Genomic DNA, 2,134 nt, shown 5'->3' with positions numbered 1-2,134 from the left:
GGGTGAACACAAGGTCGTAGGCAGCCTCTTTAATCAGACGGAAGCCAAAATTGTTCAGATTGATGAATATCGCGTCGACTTCAAGCCGGAAAACTATCTGTTGTTGGCACCTCATATCGACCAGCCCAATATGATCGGTCAAATCGCGACCGTTTTAGGGGAAGCAAAGATCAATATTACGGGCATGCAGGTCGGCAATATGACACAAAAGGGAACGAATATTATGGCCGTTGCCGTAGAGGACGATATTCCTAATGACGTAATGGTAAAACTCCGCTCCATTAACGGTATTTTGGATATGAAACTCATTCATTGCGAACCGAACCAACAGGAGGCGTAAATGGTACGAATTATTCTGGTCCGTCATGGCGAAACAAAATGGAATATAGAAGGTCGTTATCAGGGACAGGAAGATACGGAGTTAAGTGAAAGAGGCTTGGAACAGGGGCGTCTGTTGGCACAGGGACTGAAGGACGTGCCTATTGACGTATTCGTGTCCAGTCCGTTGAAACGCTCCTTTATGACCGCTTCTTTTTGTGCCGAGTTGCACGGAAACACCGTAGCCAAAGATGAACGTCTGACGGAAATCAACCACGGTTTATGGGAAGGCAGGCTGGCTGGGGACATCGAGGCCGAGTATCCCGACGAGTTTGCCGCCTGGCACACGCAGCCCCATACGGTGCAAATGCCCGGAGAAGGCGGAGAATCGCTGGAAGACGTGAGAGTGAGAGTGCGTGCGGCCTTTGACGACTATACGCAAAAGTATGCGGAAAAGACGGTTCTCGTAGCAGCTCACGATGCGGTGAACAAGGCGGTTATCTGTGACCTTTTGGGTTTATCGCAAGCGGCTTTTTGGCAAATAAAACAGGATAATACATGTATTAATGTTCTGGAAGAACAGGACGGCCGTTGGCGGCTGGTGTTATTGAATTCAACTACTCATTTGGGATATTTGTTCAGCGGAATCGAACAAAAAGGGTTGTAATCGTATAAAAAAGGAGCGGTATTATGTTAGACATTAAATTTATTCGCGAACATACGGAAGAAGTAAGACAGAATTTGAAAAATCGTCATGCACAAGTCGATTTGGATGCCCTGTTGGAAGCCGACGCTCGCCGTCGTGAACTTTTGGGCCAGGTTGAGGCCATGAAAAATCGTCGCAACGACGTAACTAAAGAAATCAGCGTTTTAAAGAGAAATAAGGAAAATGCGGACGAAAAGATTGCGGCTATGAAAGAATTGGGCGACGAAATCGCAGTTTTAGACGGTAAGGTTAAGGAAGCGGAAGAACAGATGTTGGCCGTTCAGCTCATGATTCCCAACATGTGCCACCCGTCCGTTCCCGTAGGCAATGATGACAGCGACAACCCGGAAGTTCGTAAGTGGGGCGACGTGACGACCTTTGACTTTGAAGCGAAGAATCATTGGGAAATCGGTGAACATTTGGGTATCCTTGATGCGGAAAGAGCCGGTAAGGTAGCAGGGTCGCGTTTTTATTTCTACCTCGGTGCCGGTGCTCGTTTGGAACGGGCCGTATACAACTTCATGCTCGATATGCACACGGAAGTGGACGGATATACGGAAGTCATTCCTCCGTATATCGTCAACCGTGATTCCATGTTGGGAACCGGTCAGTTGCCGAAATTCTATGAAGATATGTTCCGCATTGAAGGACAGGAAATGTTCATGATTCCTACAGCGGAAGTGCCGCTAACCAACTACTATCGCGGAGAAATTATTGACGGTAATAAGTTGCCCGTATATTTGACGGCCATGACTCCCTGCTTCCGTGCCGAAGCGGGTTCGGCCGGTCGCGATACGCGCGGCCTTATTCGTCAGCACCAGTTCCACAAGGTAGAAATGGTAAAATACGTAGCTCCTGAAACGAGTTATGATGAATTGGACAAGTTGACGAACAACGCCGAAGCTATTTTGCAGGCTCTGAAACTTCCTTATCACGTTGTTTGCCTGTGCACGGGTGATATCGGCTTCTCGGCAGCCAAGACTTTCGATGTGGAAGTATGGTTCCCGGCGCAAGGTAAGTACAGAGAAATCTCTTCGTGCTCCAATACGGAAGACTTCCAGGCACGTCGTGCCAATATCCGCTTCCGTCGCGATGCCAAATCGAAGCCGG

General features: G+C 48.4%; 2 protein-coding genes and 1 pseudogene. All 3 read left to right on the top strand.

Annotated features, from left to right (window positions below):
• Window positions 1-340: pseudogene (locus PGX78_RS07515) on the top strand (phosphoglycerate dehydrogenase); the annotation flags it as partial.
• Entirely contained in the window at window positions 341-985 is a 645-nt protein-coding gene (locus PGX78_RS07510; protein WP_270446264.1) for a histidine phosphatase family protein, read from the top strand.
• Window positions 986-1,008: 23 nt separating this feature from the next.
• Window positions 1,009-2,134, top strand: a 1,126-nt coding sequence (serS, locus tag PGX78_RS07505; protein ID WP_270446262.1) for a serine--tRNA ligase, incomplete at its 3' end; no start/stop codon positions are given.

Source organism: Megasphaera sp. AF13-6AC (assembly GCF_027685385.1).
Taxonomy (GTDB): domain Bacteria; phylum Bacillota; class Negativicutes; order Veillonellales; family Megasphaeraceae; genus Megasphaera; species Megasphaera micronuciformis.
This window is presented reverse-complemented; position numbering and strand designations above follow the sequence as displayed.

Coding starts and splice junctions, on each gene's coding strand:
- PGX78_RS07510 (WP_270446264.1), top strand. CDS start 341: ATGGTACGAATTATTCTGGTCCGTCATGGCGAAACAAAATGGAATATA.